The following is a 2,500-nucleotide window of genomic DNA, read 5'->3' on the forward strand; positions in this document are numbered from 1 at the left end:
TGAAAGATGGCTCCGGCTATCACTTACAGATGGGCCCGCGGCGCATTAGCTAGTTGGTGAGGTAACGGCTCACCAAGGCGACGATGCGTAGCCGACCTGAGAGGGTGATCGGCCACACTGGGACTGAGACACGGCCCAGACTCCTACGGGAGGCAGCAGTAGGGAATCTTCCGCAATGGACGAAAGTCTGACGGAGCAACGCCGCGTGAGTGATGAAGGTTTTCGGATCGTAAAACTCTGTTGTTAGGGAAGAACAAGTACCGTTCGAATAGGGCGGTACCTTGACGGTACCTAACCAGAAAGCCACGGCTAACTACGTGCCAGCAGCCGCGGTAATACGTAGGTGGCAAGCGTTGTCCGGAATTATTGGGCGTAAAGCGCGCGCAGGCGGTCTTTTAAGTCTGATGTGAAAGCCCCCGGCTCAACCGGGGAGGGTCATTGGAAACTGGGAGACTTGAGTGCAGAAGAGGAGAGTGGAATTCCACGTGTAGCGGTGAAATGCGTAGAGATGTGGAGGAACACCAGTGGCGAAGGCGACTCTCTGGTCTGTAACTGACGCTGAGGCGCGAAAGCGTGGGGAGCGAACAGGATTAGATACCCTGGTAGTCCACGCCGTAAACGATGAGTGCTAAGTGTTAGAGGGTTTCCGCCCTTTAGTGCTGCAGCAAACGCATTAAGCACTCCGCCTGGGGAGTACGGCCGCAAGGCTGAAACTCAAAGGAATTGACGGGGGCCCGCACAAGCGGTGGAGCATGTGGTTTAATTCGAAGCAACGCGAAGAACCTTACCAGGTCTTGACATCCTCTGACAATCCTAGAGATAGGACTTTCCCCTTCGGGGGACAGAGTGACAGGTGGTGCATGGTTGTCGTCAGCTCGTGTCGTGAGATGTTGGGTTAAGTCCCGCAACGAGCGCAACCCTTGATCTTAGTTGCCAGCATTCAGTTGGGCACTCTAAGGTGACTGCCGGTGACAAACCGGAGGAAGGTGGGGATGACGTCAAATCATCATGCCCCTTATGACCTGGGCTACACACGTGCTACAATGGATGGTACAAAGGGCTGCAAGACCGCGAGGTTTAGCCAATCCCATAAAACCATTCTCAGTTCGGATTGCAGGCTGCAACTCGCCTGCATGAAGCCGGAATCGCTAGTAATCGCGGATCAGCATGCCGCGGTGAATACGTTCCCGGGCCTTGTACACACCGCCCGTCACACCACGAGAGTTTGTAACACCCGAAGTCGGTGGGGTAACCGCAAGGAGCCAGCCGCCTAAGGTGGGACAGATGATTGGGGTGAAGTCGTAACAAGGTAGCCGTATCGGAAGGTGCGGCTGGATCACCTCCTTTCTAAGGATGAAATGAAGTCTAACTTCATTAAAAGACGTTTCATTGTTCGTTCAGTTTTGAGAGAGCAATTCTCTCATATAAGTTTGTTCTTTGAAAACTAGATAATGTATATAAAGAAGAATAACCGAGTAATCGCCATCTTAGTTTTCTCTTATGGAAGTTTTAGTTTTAAAACGAAATAAGAGCACAAACCATGAGGGCAACAAGCAGCGAGAAGATCAAGGAAGCGACCGAACGGCACCGGAGCGTACTCAGTACGTGAGGAGCGGAGTGAGAGAGCTGACTCAGAGATTCGAAGCTGATTGTTGGTCGAAGTAGGTTAAGTTAGAAAGGGCGCACGGTGAATGCCTAGGCACTAGGAGCCGATGAAGGACGGGACTAACACCGATATGCTTCGGGGAGCTGTAAGTAAGCTTTGATCCGGAGATTTCCGAATGGGGGAACCCTCTATCCGTAATGGGATAGAATCTTTACCTGAATACATAGGGTAATGAAGGCAGACCCGGGGAACTGAAACATCTAAGTACCCGGAGGAAGAGAAAGCAAACGCGATTCCCTGAGTAGCGGCGAGCGAAACGGGATTAGCCCAAACCAAGAGGCTTGCCTCTTGGGGTTGTAGGACACTCTACACGGAGTTACAAAGGAACGAGGTAAATGAACAGGTCTGGAAAGGCCGGCCAGAGAAGGTAAAAGCCCTGTAGTTGAAACTTCGTTCCCTCCAGAGTGGATCCTGAGTACGGCGGGACACGAGAAATCCCGTCGGAAGCAGGGAGGACCATCTCCCAAGGCTAAATACTCCCTAGTGACCGATAGTGAACCAGTACCGTGAGGGAAAGGTGAAAAGCACCCCGGAAGGGGAGTGAAAGAGATCCTGAAACCGTGTGCCTACAAGTAGTTAGAGCCCGTTAATGGGTGATAGCGTGCCTTTTGTAGAATGAACCGGCGAGTTACGATTACATGCGAGGTTAAGTTGAATAGACGGAGCCGCAGCGAAAGCGAGTCTGAATAGGGCGAATGAGTATGTGGTCGTAGACCCGAAACCAGGTGATCTACCCATGTCCAGGTTGAAGTTCAGGTAACACTGAATGGAGGACCGAACCCACGCACGTTGAAAAGTGCGGGGATGAGGTGTGGGTAGCGGAGAAATTCCAAT

At 52.0% G+C, this 2,500-nt stretch carries 1 rRNA gene and 3 other annotated features (1 of these 4 running past the window's edge); the gene reads left to right on the plus strand.

Annotated features, from left to right (window positions below):
- The first annotated feature begins 2 nt into the window (after window positions 1–2).
- Window positions 3–152, plus strand: a sequence feature (16S ribosomal RNA rRNA prediction is too short).
- A gap of 53 nt (window positions 153–205) precedes the next feature.
- Window positions 206–348: a sequence feature (16S ribosomal RNA rRNA prediction is too short), on the plus strand.
- Window positions 349–359: 11 nt separating this feature from the next.
- Window positions 360–1,334: a sequence feature (most likely nonfunctional fraction of RNA operon), on the plus strand.
- Window positions 1,335–1,664: 330 nt separating this feature from the next.
- A 23S ribosomal RNA gene (locus C1726_RS08950) occupies window positions 1,665–2,500 on the plus strand (it continues 2,002 nt past the right edge of the window).

This window comes from Cytobacillus massiliigabonensis (assembly GCF_900199725.1).
Taxonomy (GTDB): domain Bacteria; phylum Bacillota; class Bacilli; order Bacillales; family Cytobacillaceae; genus Cytobacillus; species Cytobacillus massiliigabonensis.